This is a genomic window from Antarctobacter heliothermus (genome assembly GCF_002237555.1).
In the GTDB taxonomy this organism is placed as follows: Bacteria; Pseudomonadota; Alphaproteobacteria; order Rhodobacterales; family Rhodobacteraceae; genus Antarctobacter; species Antarctobacter heliothermus_B.
In genome coordinates this window covers 1,621,469-1,637,957 of the sequence record NZ_CP022540.1, presented here as the reverse complement: position 1 = coordinate 1,637,957, position 16,489 = coordinate 1,621,469, and the positions used below count along the sequence as shown (strand labels likewise).

The following is a 16,489-nucleotide window of genomic DNA, read 5'->3' as shown; positions in this document are numbered from 1 at the left end:
CGGACAGAGTAGGCATCCCAATCCTTGCAGGTTTGGGACAGATCATGGCGCAAAAAGCCACTATTTATAAAGTCGAACTCTCTGTCTCTGACATGGATCGCCATTATTATGAGACCCACAAGCTGACAGTCGCCAAACATCCGTCAGAGACGGATGAACGGCTGATGGTGCGCCTTGTCGCCTTTGCCCTGAATGCGCATGAGCATCTGGAGATGACCAAGGGGTTGTCTACGGATGATGAGCCGGACATCTGGCAGAAAAGCCTGAGTGGTGAACTGGATGTCTGGGTTGCTCTGGGTCTGCCCAGCGAAAAGGTGGTCCGTCAATCCTGCGCCAAGGCCTCTCAGGTGATCGTCTACCCCTATGGCGGCCGCACGGCTGACATGTGGTGGGACAAGATCAAGAACAGCACCACGCGGTTTGACAATCTTCAGGTGATCAATTTGTCCGAGGCCGACACAGCCGCTCTGGCAGAATTGGCCGGCCGCACGATGAAGCTTCAGGTCAATATTCAGGACGGCGATGTGATGGTCAGTGTCGATGACAGTATTGTCTATGTCACCCCGGTGATCTGGAAGGGCCCCGCCTAACCACCCTCTGCCCGCGTCGGGTCATCCAGTTTCCTAACGGAATGTAAAAACGTCTCTGTAACCCATTGATTTTTATAAGGCGCGTTTCTGTCCACGCGTGGACACCTCAATTCCCGGTTCAATTCCCGGTGCGCAACCACCCCAATAAGGGCGGCGCGATGCAGGCATCGCGAGGGAACTCAAAATCATCCATCCGAGCCGCCAAAAACGGCTCTTCCGGGGTCACCTGGCTCTCAAAAATCAGCTGATTATCGACGCAGATATCCTGCGCCGCATTGCCGATGTTAAAGCCAAAACCACCCTCACCGCAGTCGATCCCCTCCCCATTCATATTCCAAGCCTGAGGCATCCAGACGCCCTCCCCTTCGACCAGAAAGCGGCCCAACACGGGATCGAAATGCATCCGCCACGACGTCTGCTCATTCAACATGGTCAACGCCCAGCGCCCCACGTCCTCACCGTCTTTGCTGCCCTCAATCACAAAACAGCTCAGGTCCTGTTCCCGGACAAATCTCCCGGTGTAAGCCGCGTCATCAAACTGCAGCGCCCCTTTGATCGCATAGCCGCCGCCACCCGCCCATTCAAAGGCATAGGTGACAGGATCGGCCACAGCTCCCGCCGCCGCAATCGTCAAGCCAAGGGCCAGAACCCGCTTCATCCACCGCCTCCTTCATTGCACCCGCCAAAGGCTAGCGCCCGCGTGCCAATCCGCCAAGGGCCGTGGGACGGGCACCGCCCGATCCGTCCCGATGCCCGACTATTTTTCCTTTCCCTCGGCTGCGATCCGCGCAAGGATGCAGCCAACCCGCACAGATTGATGTCCATTTCCGATATGAGTGATCTTCCCCCCCCACCGCCTTCCGACACCCCGCCACCCCCTTCCGCGCCGAAGGATCTGACGGACGAACACCGTTTTCCCTGCGACCAATGCGGCTCGGACTTCCGCTTTGACCCCGACAACGGCGAGCTGGTCTGCGGACACTGCGGCAACACGGCCGAGATCGCAGACACCGCTGGCCCCTGGGGCGGCGGCGGCATCCGTGAGCTGGATTTTCAGGCCGCCATGGCGGATCTTCTGCCTTTGCAGGAGATGGAGGAAACTCGCGTCTCCACTTGCCCCAATTGCGCAGCACAGGTCGAATTTGACCCGGATGTCCACGCCGCCGAATGCCCGTTCTGCGCCACCCCGGTCGTCACCGACACCGGCACGCACCGGCACATCAAACCCCGCGGCCTGTTGCCCTTTGCACTGGACGAAGCAGCAGCGCGTGAGGCGATGACCGGCTGGCTGGGCAAGCTCTGGTTCGCGCCCAACGGCTTGCAGGAATACGCCCGCAAAGGCCGCAAACTGACCGGCATCTATGTGCCCTACTGGACCTTCGACGCCGACACCTCGTCGGACTACCGCGGCGAACGTGGCACCGTCTACTATGAGACTCGCCAAGTCGTCCGCGACGGCAAGACAGAAACGCAGCGAGTGCAGAAAATCCGCTGGACGCGTGTTTCTGGACGGGTGCAGCGCTTTTTCGACGACGTGCTGGTTCTGGCGTCCAAGGCGCTACCAAAGCGGTTTACCGACGCGCTGGAACCTTGGGATCTGGCAGCGATGGAACCGTATCGACCGGAGTACCTCGCCGGGTTCCGGGCCGAGGGCTATCAGGTCGATCTTGACGCGGGCTTTGTCGAAGCCAAGGAAAAGATGGACCGGCAAATCCAGAGGGACGTGAAATTCGACATTGGCGGAGACCGTCAGCGCGTGCACAACATCGATACGGACATGCGCGACATCACCTTCAAACACGTTCTGCTGCCGGTGTGGATGGCGGCCTACAAATATCGCGGCAAGAGCTTTCGCTTTGTGGTCAACGGGCGCACTGGCCGGGTGCAGGGAGAACGCCCCTGGTCGGCGTGGAAAATCACGATTGCCGTGATTCTGGGCCTGATCGTGGCGGGAGGCGTCGGCTATCTGATCGCGATCAATCAATGATCGGGACCGGGTGCGATCTGTTTCGTGCCCGATATATCCCGGCAGTGCCATGGTGACCCGATGCAAATTCTGGGCGCGGCAAGGCGTCATGGGCTTTGACCGGGGCCGATTTTCGAGATAGTTAGCGCAAACATCTTCACGAAGGAGACACGCCATGATCCTCTGCTGCGGCGAAGCGCTGATCGACATGTTGCCACGCCAGTCCGATGCGGGGGAACCAGCCTTTGCCCCCTATGCAGGCGGCGCTGTGTTCAACACGGCCATCGCACTGGGTCGGCTGGGCGCACCTTCGGGCTATCTTGGCGGGTTGTCCAACGACCTGTTCGGGCAAATGCTGGCCGAAGCACTGGCCGCCTCAAAGGTTGATTATAGCCTCTGCCCACGCTCTGGGCGGCCCAGCACATTGGCCTTTGTCACCCTGACGGACGGACAGGCGCGCTATGCCTTCTACGATGAGAACACCGCCGGGCGGATGCTGTCCGAACCAGAACTGCCGACACTGGACGACACCACCAAGGCGCTGTTTTTCGGCGGGATCAGCCTTGTCTCGGAACCGCAGGCAAACAGCTATGCCGCGTTGTGTTCCCGGGCGGGCGACCGGGTGGTTATGATCGACCCCAACATCCGCCCCGGGTTCATCACCAATGAGGCGTCCTATCGCGCACGCCTTGCGGGGATGCTGGGGCGTGCCGATATCGTCAAGATCTCCGACGAAGATATGGACTGGCTGGGAACGGACCCGACGGCGCTGTTGCAGGGAGAGACCTCTGTGGTGTTGGTCACGCTGGGCGCAGAAGGCGTCGATGTGATGACAACCCAAGGCACGCACCGCGTGCCTGCCCGGCGGGTCACAGTCGTCGACACGGTCGGCGCGGGCGATACCTTCAACGCGGGCTTTCTGGCCGGGCTACACAAGGCCGGGCTGCTGTCCCGAACGGCGCTGGCCAAGGCCACAGCAGAAAATCTTGGAACTGCGGCGGACCTGGGCGTGCGCTCGGCTGCGGTGACCGTCAGCCGTGCCGGTGCCAACCCGCCATGGGAACACGAATTGTGAGAGCCTTGATCCAACGCGCAACGCAGGCGCGCGTAGAGGTGGCCGGAGCAACGGTTGGTGAGATTGGCCCCGGCCTGCTGGTGTTGATCTGCGCCATGCAGGGCGACACCAAGGCCGAAGCTGACAGACTGGCGGCAAAGATTGCCAAACTGAGGATTTTCAAGGATGACGAAGGGCGGATGAACCGCTCGGTTCTCGACATCCACGGCGCGGCTCTGGTGGTCAGCCAATTCACGCTGGCCGCTGACACATCGCGCGGCAACCGTCCCGGCTTTTCCACCGCCGCCCCGCCGGACGACGGGGAACACCTCTATGAATACTTCGCCAGCGCGCTTCAGCAACAGGGCATCCCCGTAGCCACGGGCCGTTTTGGCGCCGATATGGCGGTCAGCCTGACCAATGACGGGCCTGTCACGATTTGGATGGACACCAAGAGCTAGCCCCGTCGCCCCGCCCCGGCTTCTTCTTTGCATAAATACCCAATCCACCGAGGGCGTTTGCCAAAGGCAAAACCCGAGACATCCAGTGCCGCCATGGGCGGCTCAAATCGGATCAGGTGGATCAGGGTTCGCGGAACGCCTCACGCGATTTGTAGAGCGGCTTCAACAGGTACTGCAAAACCGTCTTCTCGCCGGTGTGCAATTCGGCCTGTGCCTGCATGCCCGGACGGATTTCCATGCTCACCTGTTGATCCGTCATCGACGACAAATCCACCCCAACCGTCACCTTGTAATGCGGCTCTGACTCCGGTCGCCGCTCATCCTTGAACGTATCGGCAGAAATCACATGCACCCGCCCCTTGAGCGTGCCGTAGATGGTATAGTCATAGGCGGTTAGCTTGATCGTCGCCTCTTGCCCCGGACGGATGTTTGCGATGTCCTGCGGGCGCACCTTGGCCTCGACAAACAACTCCTCATCCATCGGGATGATCTGCATGATCTCTTCACCCGGCCGGACAACGCCGCCGATTGTTGTCACCGACAGTTTGTTGACCACCCCGTGCATCGGGGACGTCAACACCGTCCGGTTCAACTGATCCTGCGAGGCCTTCAGGTTCTGTTGCAGCGTCGCCAGTTCCTTGAGCGTTTCCGAATACTCCTCGGCCCGGACAAGTTCCGTCTGGGTAATGATCTCGTCATAGGTTTTTTGCGCATCCGCATGGGACCGCCGCGCGCGGGTGACCTCGATCAGCGCAACCACCTTCTTGTCCAGAAGGTCTTCCATCAAATTGCGCTCAGAGGCGGCCTGTTCCAGAACCCGTTTCGCCCCCTCTCGCCGCTTCAGGTAATCCGACTGACGTGCCGCCAGCAACGCTTGCTCCGAGGCCACCAGCGCGGGTGAGCGGTCCGCAACATCGGTCGGAACCTCGACCACGGATGCGCCTTGCAACTCTGCCTCCAGCCGCAGGCGGCGCACCTCCAGTGCGGTGATCTGGTCACGCAGGTCGTCGACGGACGACCGGAATTGCGTGCCATACAGCCGCGCCAGTACATCACCGCGCAGCACCACGTCGCCCTCCTTGACCAGCAGCTCCGACAGGATGCCGCCCTCAAGGTTCTGAATGATCTGCGGGCGTGAGGATGAGATGATCTCGCCGTCCGCCCGCACAATCTCATCCAGCCAGGCAAAGCTGGCCCAGAGTATGAACCCCCAGACCGTCAGCGCACACAGCCAGATCGTCAGCGACGGTCCCTTGAGATTTTTCCGCGCCAGTTGCGCCGACAGATTGGTGGTCGAGGTCGACATCACGCTGCTCCGGTCTGGGACGTGCGCAGATGATCCAGCACCTGATCACGCGGGCCGTCGATAGCCATGCGACCATTGGCTAGGATCAGCGTGCGCGACGCCAGGCTAAGGATGGGAACCCGATGCGTCGCAATAACCGCCGTGCGCCCCTCCAACCAGCTTTCCAGCCGTGAGATCAGCGTCTTTTCCAACGTCTGATCCAGCGCCGCAGTCGGTTCATCCAGCAGGCAGATGTCGGGGTCCTGCAACCACAGCCGCGCCCAGCCGATCGACTGGCGCTGCCCGACAGACAGTCCCTCACCGCCGTCACGAATGTCCAGATCCAGCCCCTTGGGGTGCGCCTTGACGTATTGGCCAAGACCGGCGAAATCCAGCGCCTCGAACAGGCGGTCGTCGTCGCGCTCCAGCAGGCTGAGGTTCAGGTTGTCGCGCAGCGTGCCCTGAAACAGGCGCACGTCCTGCCCAAGATAGCCAATGGCTCGGCGCAGATCCTTGGGCTCGATCTGGGCCATTTCGGTGCCATCAATCATCAGTTTGCCACTGACCGGCGCGTAGAGCCCCGACAACATCTTGAGCAGTGTCGACTTGCCCGATCCGTTGGCCCCCAGCACCGCAACCACCTGCCCCGGCTGGATCACCAGTTGGGTCAGGTCCAGCACCGCCGCCCCATCGGGATCATAGCGATAGGTGGCGTCGCGCAGTTCATACTGACCTTTCAGTTTCTCGCGCCGCAGATAGGTCCGCGTGGCCGACCGGTCCTGCGCCACATGCGCCACGGCGTCCAACCCGTCCAGCGCCGCCTTGACGTTGCCCCAGCGGGCCAGAATGCCCGACAGTTGCGTCAGCGGGGCGAGCGTGCGCGAAGACAGAATACCAACGGCGATGATCGACCCAACGGTGAACTGGCCGGCGAAAACCAGATAGGTGCCGGTGATCACGGCGGCCACATAGGTGCCTTGCTGGATCGCCTGGCTCCAGAACCCCAGAGATGCCGCCAGTTTGCGCTGGTCCGAGCTTTTGAGCGCCTGCACGGCGGTCAGTTCTTCCCAGATGCGGGCAAACCGATCCTCGGCGCGCTGCGTCTTGATCGTGTCCAGTTCCACCACTGTTTCCTGCAACAGGCGCGATTGCTTGGCGCTGGCCCCCTGCATTTCCTGGGTCAGGCGGATCATGCGTTTTTGCAGGAAGAACCCCGGAATGACCATCAACAGGCCGCCCGCGATCAGCACCCAGACGACGCTGCCCGCGATGGACCAGACCAGCAGCAGGAAGACAAAGATGAACGGAATGTCGGCCAGCGCGCCCACGGTCGAGGCGGTAAAGAACTCGCGCACCGATCCAAATTCGCGCATAGCCGAAAACAGTTGCGACGGAGAGCGCCCCGGAAGGTCCGACCGCATCCCCAGAAGGCGCTTCATCAACAGGCCTTGAACGCCCATTTCGATCTGCCGTCCGGCCCCGTCCAACAGCTGTGAGCGTGCGACCTTCAGAAACGACTCCAGCATCAGCGCCATGCCGGCCCCTGCGGCCAGCACCCAAAGCGTCGCCTCGGACTGGTGCGGGATCACTCGGTCATAGACCTGTAATGAAAACAGCGCGACAGAGACGGCCAGCAGGTTGGCGACAAAACTGCCCAGTGCCACCTCTGCGAAATGTTTGCGGAACCGCAGGAATTGACCCCAGAACCAATGCGCCTCAGCCTCGACGCTGGCATGACTGTCCGACAGGGCCTGAACAGGCGCTTCGGCGCGCAGGATCTCTCCAGAAAAGACGGACCCGAACTCTGCCAGCCCGACGTCAGACCGGCGGTGCGCCGCGCTTTCGTCGTAGATGGTCAACGAACCGCCCTCTTGCGAGAGCACAAGTACGGCCTGCCCGTTACGCATCAACGCCAGCGCAGGCCAAAGACCGGGCACCAGCGCATCCGGCGCGTCCTGAAGCGCAAGCAAGCCCGCCGCTTTCAGCCCCGCCTGCAAGGCAGCAGCACCATAGCTGTCGCCCTCTCCGGCCTTTTGCGACAACGCCTCAAGGATGTCTGACTGTTTCCCCTCGACGCCCAGCCGCCCGGCCAGCACGCGGATCAACGCGGCGCGGGCACGGGCGCGGTCGGTGTGCCGCGGCGCGCGGCGCGCCGTGTTGGCGACGGACCCAACCGGCACCGCCCGCAGCATCGCCTTACCCGCCTTGCCTGCCATCTCGAGAACGCCACCTTGGGTCACAACTGCGCCCCTTCCGCCAGCGCGCCACGCAGGCGGGCGAGTTCCAATTCGGCGCGCGCCGCCTTGTATTTCAGGTCAATCGCCCGCTCTAGCGCAGCGGCATAGGTTTCATACACACCCACCACATCCATGACCTGCCGTTGGCCGCCATCGTACTGGCGCTGGAACAGGTCAAGGTTCTGCTTGGCCTGCCGGGTCAACAGATCGGCCTCTTTGGCCTGCCGGGTATAGGCGGCCAATTGGCTGGCCTGACTGCGGATGGCGCGCTCTGCGGTTTCCTCTGCCTCGCCGATCTTGCGCGATGCGGCGTCCTTGCTGGCGTCGATTGCCCTAAGGTCGGATACGGTGCCCAGCGAAAACAGCGTGTCTGACCCGATATCCAGACTGCCCCGCAATGGCGATTGCCCGCCTGAACCACTGGCCACAAGGCTCGGCAGATGGCTGGCGCGGGCAATCCGGGCCTCGGCCACGGCGATATCGCGTTCGGCTTGTGCCCGTAGAACGGCCAACGCCGGGCCGCCAGAGGCATCACGCAATCCGCCAAGGCCATGTATATCGGTCAGCGGTGTCGCGGCCATTGCATCCAGTTCCGCCATCGCCGTGCGGGCAGTTTCCTGCGCCTCACTGCGGCGCGCGCGGATGCTGGCCAGTTTTTGGCGCAGAACGTTTAGGTCGGATGTATCGGATACACCGCCCTTGACCCGTTCGTTCATGATCCATTCGAATTGGGTCATGTCCTTGAGCGCAAATTCCAGATGGGAGTCCAGTTCGCGGCTTTCCTGCGCGCGGACGTACAGTGTCAGAGCGTCGTTGACGCGCCGATTGCCATCCTCAACCAGTTTGACGGCGGCCAGTTCGACGTGGGATTTCGCCAAATCGCGCTCTGCCTTCTTGCGACCGTTGTCGAACAAAACCTGATTGACCACCAGATCGGCGACAAAATCTCCCAACGAGTTGAGAGAGATGCGCGGCCCAATGCTGGGCAGCCAGTTGTACTTGGCGGCCTCGGCGCGCAGGCGGGCAATGTGCAATTCAGCCGCCGCAACCCGCGAGTCCGACGCGATGACCGCATCGGCGACGCGGGCATAGGGTGTCCCCGGCTCAACCACAGAGCCGCGCAGCGACAGAGCGTGAATAATGGGGGCGGCATGTGCGGTATCAGGGCGCGCCGCGGATGCCGCGCGCGTGACCGTCTCCTCCGCCGGAGGGTCCGCGCGTCCGCCAAAAGGCATCTTCGCAGCCATATCTTTCATGCAACCCGAGAGCGCGATCGCCAGGGCGATCAGGCTCAGGCTCTGCCTGCCTATGCTCATCCGTGCCCCCGTCTCGGCTCGATTTATCGTTATGTAGCGGGATCCGCGGCCCGGTTCTGTGCCGGGCCTGCGGACGTTACTGGTACGCAATCAAACGACGCCGTGGACCTGCGTGATGTCGTCGTCGATCAACAGGCGCGCGTCGCCTAGGGTAAAGACGTTGAAGCTTTCGCCATTGACGGTCTCTGTGCCCTGCGCCGACGCCCCTGTGATAGTCACACTGTCATCCGATCCGCCCCGGATCGTGACCGTGTCAGAGTTGTCCGACAGCGCCTTGATCTGCGCCTCTGTGATGGTCAGGCTGCTGTCTTCGGCAAAATGCAGGTCGATGGTTTCGATCTGGAAATCCGCCAGCGCGCTGGCGATATCGTCGGACATCAGCACCGTGCTGGTCGCCGGATCATCGGTAACCAGATAAGACCCCGAGGTGTTGCCCGCCGCATCGGTGGAGGCCAGCACAAGATGAGTGCCGTCAGGAACCGACCCGGTAAGGTCGATATAGGTCTGACCCAGAGCCGTGATATCCGTGCTGGCATCAATGCCGACCGCCGTCACATCCGGCGTCCCCGACGGGTCGTTGAGTTGACCAAGGAACACATCGTCGGTGGTGATCTCTGTACGGATCAGATCCACACCAGAGCCGTCACGGCCATAGCCAACCCAGCCCAGCGCGTCGGGCGCGTCTGTATCGACGTTCAGCGACTCTGTGATGGCGCGGGTGTTGCCCGCCGGATCAACCGCCTCGATCAGCACCGGGGCGGATTGGGTGCCGGTGGGCATCGCACTGGGCGGGATGTCCACGGTCCAGTTGCCACTGGCATCGACAGCCGCCACATGCGCCATGCCGCCAACAGTCACTGTTACGGTCGATCCCTCTTCGACGGTACCGTTGAGGGTGACGCCCTGACGGGCCTCTGCCGCGTTGATGACGTTGTCAGGTGTGATCGGGTCCGCAGACATGGTCAGGGTGTTCACCACAGTGTCGATGTCAAAGCTCACCGAGGTTGTGGCCGTGTTGCCCGCCGCATCCGTGGTGTTGATCACCGCCGAGGTGGCTTTCTCGCCCGTGGGGATCTCTGCGGCGGTGAAACCGACGCTCCAGTTGCCGCTGGCATCGACGAATGCAGCATGTGTGACGCCCTCAAACGTGACGGACACCGTGCCGCCCGGCTCTGTCGTGCCGGTCAGGACAAAGCCGTCGCTGGCCTCATTCGCGTTGATGACATTGTCGCCCTCGACCGGCGCGCCGGAAGCGGCAAAGTTGACCACCTCTGTGTCGATCTGGACGCTGTCGGTGCGGGTCAACGTGTTGCCCGCGCTGTCGGTGATCGTGGCCGAGATGTTGGCGGTATAGGTGCCCGGCGCGATCTCACCCGGAGCATAATCCACCGACCAGTTGCCAGAGGGGTCGGTCAGGACCGAATGGGTCACGCCGTTCAGCGTCACGTCGACCATCTGCCCGGCATCCGATGTCCCGCGCAGGGTCACGCCATCAGAGGCCTCGACCATGTTCACCACATCGTCGCCCTCGACCGGGGCGGGGCTGATGGTCAGCGTGCCCGCGCTGGTGTCGAGGGTGACAGGTTGGCTGATGGTTTCAACGTTGCCAGCCGGGTCCTTGGACACGGCGGTCAGGGTCACGGTCTGCTCACCCGACGGTAGCTGCGCCGCGTCGAAGCCAGCGGTCCAGTTGCCGCTTGCATCCACAGTCGCCTGCACGGTGTGGCCGTTCAGGGTCAGCGTGACGCTGCCGCCCGGTTCGGTTGTGCCGGTCAGGGTCAGGCCCTGCGCCGCCTCATTCGCATTGATGACCGCATCCGCCCCACCGGGGGTGGAGGTGATGGCAAAGTTGCGTACCAAAGTGTCGACGTCGATGCTGCCATTGGCAGTTGCAGTATTGCCTGCCGGATCGGTGGAGATGGCGGTCACATTCAGCGTCCGCTCCCCAGCCGGGATTTCGGCAGTCGCGAAATTGGCGGTCCAGCTGCCGTTGACGGCAACCGTGGCCTGATGTGTCACGGTGCCCAGCGTCACCATGACGGTGCTGCCCGGCTCCGCCGTACCCGTCAGGGTCACACCGTCGGCACGTTCGGCCGCGTTGACCACGCCGTCCCCCTCAACCGCTGCCGTCATGACGGCAACGTTGGTGGTGGTGTCGATGGCGATGCTGCCAGTAGCCGTGGACACGTTGCCCGCCCCGTCAATCGAGGTGGCCAGAACATCCAACGAGGTTTCGCCCGCGGGGATTTCAGAGGCCGGGATCACAACCGACCAGTTGCCGTTGAAATTGATAACAGCATCATAGGAGGTGCCGTTGACCATGACCGTTACGCTGGAACCTGCGGTCGTGGCCTCTGTATAGCCGGTCAGCAACACGCCATCGGCGCGCTCTGCGGCGTTGACCACGCCGTCCCCTTCGATGTTCGAGGTGTAGACCTCGACGTGGTTGGTGACGTCGATCTCAAACCCGCCTGATGCCAAGGCCATGTTGCCCGCCGCATCGGTCGAGAAGACAGTGGCCAGAACAGCGATACTGCCCATCTGACCTGCGTTGGTTGGCAGGACACTGGCCGGGAACGGCATGGACCAAGTGCCATCGTTGGCAACAACCGCGCTGGCCGTCTGTCCATACAGTTCCAGTGTCACAGTGGCACCCGGCTCCCCGGTGCCGGTAAAGGCGATCATGCCCGCGTGTTCCGTGCTGTTGACGATGCCGTCCACCGCAACAGTCGAGGTGTCGATAGTCAGGGCGATCTCTGTGTCGATCCCGACGCTGCCGGTGGCCGTCACGGTATTGCCCGCCGCGTCCGTAGCCGTGGCGCTGATGTCCATGGTGGTGGTGCCGGAGGGCAGATTGCCCGCAGGCACATTTACCGACCATGCGCCTGAGCCGTCCGCCGTGGCCGTGTAATCAAAGCCATTGGCGCTGACGACAACGCTTGCGCCCGCCTCGGCTGTGCCGGTCAGAACGGTGCCATCTGCGGCCTCGGCGGCATTGATCACGCCATCACCTTCGATCGTGGCGGTGTTCAGCGTCAGGTCGATCTCTGTGTCAATTGTAACCGTGCCCGTGGTGGTGACGGTATTGCCCGCCGCATCCGTCGCCGCCGCGGTGATCTCCAGCGGCATGGTCCCGCGTGGCAGGCTGACCGACGGAATATCGACGGTCCAGCCGCCTGTGGCCGTGGCTGTGGTCGAATGGCTTTCGCCGTTTGTCGAGACGACGACCGTTGCGCCGTCTTCGGCGGTGCCGGTCACGACAATGCCACCGTCAGCTTCTACCGCGTTGATTACCGCGTCACCGCCGATGGTCGCGGTCTCAACGGTCACACTGGTTTCGGTATCGACGTCAAAGGTGTGGCTCATGGTGGCGACGTTGCCCGCCGTGTCGGTCGAGACGATCTGGGCCGTGGTCTGATAGGTGCCGCCGGGCAGATCGCCCGCGTTGAACGTCACACTCCAGCTGCCGTCCGCTGCGGCGGTCGCGCTGTAGGTCACACCCTCGACCGTGACGTTGACCGTGGCCCCCGCGTCCGTGGACCCGGTAAAGGTAAAGCCCGCTGCCGCCTCTGCCTCGGCGATCACGTTATCGCCGGTCAGCGGCAGATTGGTCAGCGAAATGCTGTTTTCGGTATCCACCTCGACCACATCGACAACGGTCGTGCTGTTGCCGAAACGGTCCGTCGCCGTCAGGGTGATGTCCTTGTTATAGGTGCCCGGGGGAAAGATGGTGCTGGAAAAGTCGAAAGACCACGCGCCATCCGCCCCGACCTCAACCACTTGCGTGGTGCCGTCGACGGTGATGGTCACAGTGGAGCCTGGCTCTCCTTCACCCGTGACGGTGACGCCATCGCTCTGGTCGTCCTCGTTGACAATGACGCCCGTGGACACGGTGCCGTCAGTGACGTCAATCGGCGGCGGCGTTGTGTCAATCTCGAACGACGGGCCGTAAAGTTCGGATATCGTACCGTCTGGATCGGTGACGATCACCGGAATATTCTGGTAAATGCCGTCTGGCGGGAAATTCTCACCCTCAAAGACAATCTCCCAGGTGCGATCATCGCCCGCGACACCCGTCAGGGTAATACCGCCGATGGTGACCATGATCTCCGAGCCGGGATTGGCCGTGCCGGTGATGGTGATGCTGGGCGTGTCACCGCTCGCGATGTCATAGCTGGCCTCGGGGTCGTCCACAGTGGGCGGGGTCCACCCAACAGTGCCGCCACCACCGCCGCCGCCGCCGCTGCGTGCGCCGCCACCCAACAGGGCGGCGCCACCCAGCGCCGCCGCGCCAAGACCCGCCGCACCAATCCCGCCAAGGCCCAGCAGACCAGCTGCCAGCATGCTGACGTCATTGTCGCCGCCCACCACCACGGGCGCTTCGGCAACTACGGTCGGTTCGTTGATAAAGATCAGCGCGTCGTCCGGGCTCCATTTACCCCAGCTTTCGGTCGGACCGTACTGGGCAAACAGCGCGCCACCCTCCGCCTCGACAAAGCTGACCTCGTTTAAGATCCCGTCCGAGCTAAGGAACAACCGGCTGGCCATCCCGCCGCCCGCATCAAAATAGCCTTCCAGGACGATCACTCGGCCGTCGGCCAAGGTAATTAGCAGGTCGTTTGCGGCGCGGTCATATCCGCGCACGTCGGCCTGACTGATGTTCAGGGAAATATCCTGACCGCCGGTCGCACCAATCAGGAAGCCTTTGCCGTCCCCATCGACTGCACCACGCTCAACGTCGCCCGTACGGGTACGGGTCACGAAATTAATCGCGTTCATAATTTGCACCGCTCTACCTCTGTGCTCGCCTTGTTTAGGTCGGCAAGCTTGTTATTACACTTCGCGAATTATCTTACTTTTGGAAACGCCGCTACAGTCAATTGCCCGAAGCCCCGGGTATAAGGCGGAAATTGGGTTGAAGAGCCACAATCCCGCCGCGACCTGTGGCAAAAATGTGGCAGCTTGCGCGGCATCCTATATGCTCTTCAACGATGGCCCGAACGCCCCGGAACAAAAAGGACCGAGCTGCCCGCATCACAATCGGTGCCCGCGAAACGGCCCCCAAAGCACCAGCGCGCCGTCAGGGCACAGCTGGGGAAGCAAGAACTGATGACCCCAGCACGGGCCGGCAGCCGCGCGTTTCGCGATGTATTGGGTCGTATCTGCGCAGGTATGGCAGAGGTCGCCTGCATGAAACCCACCGGACCGCCAGGCATCACCGCCAACAGATTATCCAGCGTCTCGCTGGCCCCACCCCTTGTCCTTTAGACCCCGGCCAAGTCGATGACGCGCTATCCGTTTTTCATGGCCGCAGGCCGTTTCGCTATACACGTCATGGGAACCCCGCATTTTGAGGTACGCAAGAGTTTCGCCCGCAGCGGTGTTGCGGATGGCTTTAACGTCCGCCGAGTCGCGCCAGCGAAGGCCGAATTGGCCAAACATTGCCTTGTGGACGCATTTCCCGAAGGAGAAACCTGTTGATTTCACCAGACAAATGAAGCTCCGCGTCATCCAGCCATTTCCGAAACTTGCCAAGCCGCCGCAGAATGATCACACTTTTGTTATCCACTAAGTTCCGACATTTCAGAACAGGTTTGGCATGTTTCCCATTTTTCGCACGTCTCCCTTTCTCCGGTCCTTGCGGGCCGTTTCCGCAGCCCTCTTGACGTTGTTTCCGGTCGTCGCACAGGCCGACGCGATCCGGCCAGCGGACTACCTGACCTTCGACCGGCATCAGGCGCAGTTGGGCCAACTACTGTTTTATGACAAAATCCTGTCAGGCAACCAGAACATCAGCTGCGCCACCTGCCACCATCATTCGCTGCATGGGGCGGATGGCGTTAGCCTTGGCATCGGCGAAGGCGGGGCCGGGCTTGGCGCAGATCGCACCCCCGGCGATGGCCTGACCCGGATAGCTGAACGGGTACCGCGCAACGCGCCCGCCTTGTGGAACCTCGGCCATACCGGCGTGCGTCAGATGTTCCATGACGGGCGGGTCGAGATGGCAGATGACAGCGGCACCCGGTTCAGGACCCCCGCCGGGGTCCACACCCCCGAGGGGCTCAATTCGATCCTTGCGGCACAGGCGCTTTTTCCGATGAGTTCGGCAACAGAGATGGCAGGCGCGCCAGATGAAAACCCCGTTGCCGCGGCGTTTGCGACGCGTATCGATCTGGGGTGGGCCATGGTGGCCGATCGAGTCCGCAATGTGCCCGAATACCAAGAACAGTTCATGCGCGCCTTTCCCGACGTGCAGTCCGTGGAGGACATCACCATAGTGGAGATCGTGAATGCCTTAGCCGCCTTTATCGGCACCGAATGGCAGAACCACGACAGCCCCTATGACAAATGGCTGACATTGGGCGAACCGCTTTCGCCGCAGGCGGAACAGGGGCGGCAGCTCTTTTTTGGGGACGCAGGGTGCGCCGGGTGCCACAGCGGACCCCTATTTTCGGATCAGGCGTTTCATGCCGTGGGCGTGCCGCAATTCGGGCCGGGCCGCCCATTCGACGGCGATACGATACCGCGTGACCTTGGCCGCATGGAAACCACGCGCAACCCCGACGACGCCTACAAGTTCCGCACACCCAGCCTGCGCAACGTCGCGCTCAGCGCACCCTATGGTCACAACGGTGCCTATCCCAAGCTACGCGACATGATCCGACACATGTGTGATCCGATCACCGCGCGCGAGGAATGGACTCCCGGCATGGCACGGCTGCCCGATGTGGACTGGCTGAACGAGCATGATTTTCGCCTGATGAGTTTCGGTGACGAATTGGCGGATCAGATTGCCTATTTGGACATCGCTCCGGTCGAGATGGTCGACAGCGACATCGACGCGCTAGAGGCGTTCCTGAACGCGTTGACCGGAGAGACCGCTGAAACACGCCCGCTGGGGCGGCCTGACAGCGTGCCCAGCGGTCTGCCAGTGGATTGATTGGTGGAGTAACCGGGAGACAGGATAAGGCGTGCGGACTGAACCGGACGCCGATCAGGCCATTTGGTCGATCAGCTTTCGGATGGCCGGCACCTTGTGCGGGTTCTTGTGCAGGCTTTGCAGCAATTCCGCCAGATCCGGTTCGTCCACACGTTGCGCCGCCGCCTTGGGTGTGAACCACTTGCGCTTACGCTCTTTACGCTCTTTCCAGTCGCGCAATAGTCGGTCGACAAACATTGGATAGACCTCGACCAGACAAGGGACCACCTGTCCGTCGTCCAGCACCTTGCCATAGCGATAGGTGCCGATCCTCTCGTTACCGATATGCCCCTTGGCCCCGGCCTCTTCGAGCGCCTCGATTTCGGCGGCGCGCCAGGGCTTCTTGCCGTCCATCTGCCAGCCTTTGGGCATGACCCATCGCCCCGTATCGCGTGAGGTGACCATCAGCACTTTGACTTCATCCTTGGCGTCCCGCCGCATGGGCAGGGCGGCGATTTGTTGGCCGCGTTCCGGCACTGTAGTCCTCCTTGGGAAACCCTGTCTGGCTCGGCGCACCTTAATGCGCGCCCAACGCCGAATGTTTTTTACGAATAGTTAGGCGTGTCGCCAGAGACCGCTCCCGGTATTTCTGAAGCATCAA

Annotated in this window: 12 protein-coding genes; 6 read left to right on the top strand and 6 right to left on the bottom strand. The window is 62.1% G+C overall.

The window, feature by feature from the left end:
• The first annotated feature begins 44 nt into the window (after positions 1-44).
• Positions 45-590, top strand: a complete 546-nt coding sequence (locus tag ANTHELSMS3_RS07740) for a YaeQ family protein (RefSeq protein ID WP_094034367.1) — start codon at positions 45-47, stop codon at positions 588-590.
• A 118-nt stretch (positions 591-708) separates the two neighbouring features.
• On the opposite strand, the gene ANTHELSMS3_RS07735 is transcribed toward ANTHELSMS3_RS07740, so the two are convergent.
• The gene (locus tag ANTHELSMS3_RS07735) at positions 709-1,248 is read right to left on the bottom strand and encodes a hypothetical protein (RefSeq protein ID WP_094034366.1); all 540 of its coding nucleotides are present in this window, start codon (positions 1,246-1,248) and stop codon (positions 709-711) included.
• Positions 1,249-1,422: 174 nt separating this feature from the next.
• Between ANTHELSMS3_RS07735 and ANTHELSMS3_RS07730 the strand changes: the two genes are divergently transcribed.
• The 3 genes from ANTHELSMS3_RS07730 to dtd all read left to right on the top strand — a co-directional run bounded on the left by ANTHELSMS3_RS07730 (position 1,423) and on the right by dtd (position 4,071).
• Positions 1,423-2,577 carry a TFIIB-type zinc finger domain-containing protein gene (locus ANTHELSMS3_RS07730; RefSeq protein ID WP_157733439.1) on the top strand — a complete coding sequence of 385 codons (1,155 nt, stop codon included), beginning with the start codon at positions 1,423-1,425 and terminating at the stop codon, positions 2,575-2,577.
• Between the two features lie 154 nt (positions 2,578-2,731).
• Complete coding sequence (locus tag ANTHELSMS3_RS07725; protein WP_094034365.1) at positions 2,732-3,631, top strand: carbohydrate kinase family protein; 900 nt, start codon at positions 2,732-2,734, stop codon at positions 3,629-3,631.
• Positions 3,628-4,071: a D-aminoacyl-tRNA deacylase gene (gene dtd / locus ANTHELSMS3_RS07720; RefSeq protein WP_094034364.1), complete on the top strand. Its 444-nt coding sequence runs from the start codon at positions 3,628-3,630 to the stop codon at positions 4,069-4,071. Before ANTHELSMS3_RS07725 ends, dtd begins: the two co-directional genes overlap by 4 nt.
• Before the next feature lie 121 nt (positions 4,072-4,192).
• Here dtd and ANTHELSMS3_RS07715 read toward each other — a convergent pair whose 3' ends face one another.
• The 4 genes from ANTHELSMS3_RS07715 to ANTHELSMS3_RS07700 all read right to left on the bottom strand — a co-directional run bounded on the left by ANTHELSMS3_RS07715 (position 4,193) and on the right by ANTHELSMS3_RS07700 (position 13,670).
• A complete protein-coding gene (locus ANTHELSMS3_RS07715) occupies positions 4,193-5,377 on the bottom strand; it encodes an HlyD family type I secretion periplasmic adaptor subunit (RefSeq protein WP_094034363.1) in 1,185 nt (394 codons plus the stop codon).
• Positions 5,377-7,572, bottom strand: a complete 2,196-nt coding sequence (locus ANTHELSMS3_RS07710; RefSeq protein WP_094034362.1) for an ATP-binding cassette domain-containing protein — start codon at positions 7,570-7,572, stop codon at positions 5,377-5,379. Before ANTHELSMS3_RS07710 ends, ANTHELSMS3_RS07715 begins: the two co-directional genes overlap by 1 nt.
• 20 nt (positions 7,573-7,592) lie before the next feature.
• Complete coding sequence (locus ANTHELSMS3_RS07705) at positions 7,593-8,909, bottom strand: TolC family protein (protein WP_254694878.1); 1,317 nt, start codon at positions 8,907-8,909, stop codon at positions 7,593-7,595.
• Positions 8,910-8,999: 90 nt separating this feature from the next.
• Entirely contained in the window at positions 9,000-13,670 is a 4,671-nt protein-coding gene (locus ANTHELSMS3_RS07700; protein ID WP_094034361.1) for an Ig-like domain-containing protein, read from the bottom strand.
• 522 nt (positions 13,671-14,192) lie between these two features.
• Between ANTHELSMS3_RS07700 and ANTHELSMS3_RS07695 the strand changes: the two genes are divergently transcribed.
• Both ANTHELSMS3_RS07695 and ANTHELSMS3_RS07690 read left to right on the top strand, forming a co-directional pair.
• Positions 14,193-14,390, top strand: coding sequence for a hypothetical protein (locus ANTHELSMS3_RS07695; protein ID WP_094034360.1), 198 nt, complete (start codon positions 14,193-14,195; stop codon positions 14,388-14,390).
• A 181-nt stretch (positions 14,391-14,571) separates the two neighbouring features.
• Positions 14,572-15,849, top strand: coding sequence for a cytochrome-c peroxidase (locus tag ANTHELSMS3_RS07690; protein WP_254694877.1), 1,278 nt, complete (start codon positions 14,572-14,574; stop codon positions 15,847-15,849).
• Positions 15,850-15,903: 54 nt separating this feature from the next.
• Here ANTHELSMS3_RS07690 and ANTHELSMS3_RS07685 read toward each other — a convergent pair whose 3' ends face one another.
• Positions 15,904-16,365 carry an NUDIX hydrolase gene (locus ANTHELSMS3_RS07685; RefSeq protein WP_094034358.1) on the bottom strand — a complete coding sequence of 154 codons (462 nt, stop codon included), beginning with the start codon at positions 16,363-16,365 and terminating at the stop codon, positions 15,904-15,906.
• Positions 16,366-16,489 lie beyond the last annotated feature (124 nt).